General features: G+C 39.8%; 1 pseudogene. It reads left to right on the top strand.

Going from position 1 to position 334, the window contains the following annotated elements:
* Nucleotides 1-334 (top strand): annotated as a pseudogene (locus C1I60_RS24675) (DNA-binding protein); the annotation flags it as partial.

Raw genomic sequence — 334 nt, 5'->3', positions numbered from 1 at the left:
CCTGAGCATTATCAGTTGGAGGCGATTCACAAGATCACAAATATATATTTTTACTTGCACAAATGGGATGAGGTAGAGAAGTATGGTCATGAATTAAAGAAGCTGGCTAACGTAATCTATATGGATCGGCAAATAAGGAAGGAAAAAAGAAGAGCAGATCATTGCTCACGTGCAGAAAGGCACTTGGTATTTTACTACGGTTATGGATTCCTTTCTGTCTCAACAGCTTTACAAAAGAAAGGATATATTAAGGAGGCAAAGGCAGAGCTTGAGGGCTATGCAGATTTAGGCTGGTTTAAAGGGCTTGATTTAGAAGGTGAAGCAGATGTAGAGC

Source organism: Paenibacillus terrae (assembly GCF_005217525.1).
GTDB lineage: Bacteria > Bacillota > Bacilli > Paenibacillales > Paenibacillaceae > Paenibacillus > Paenibacillus terrae_C.
This window is presented reverse-complemented; position numbering and strand designations above follow the sequence as displayed.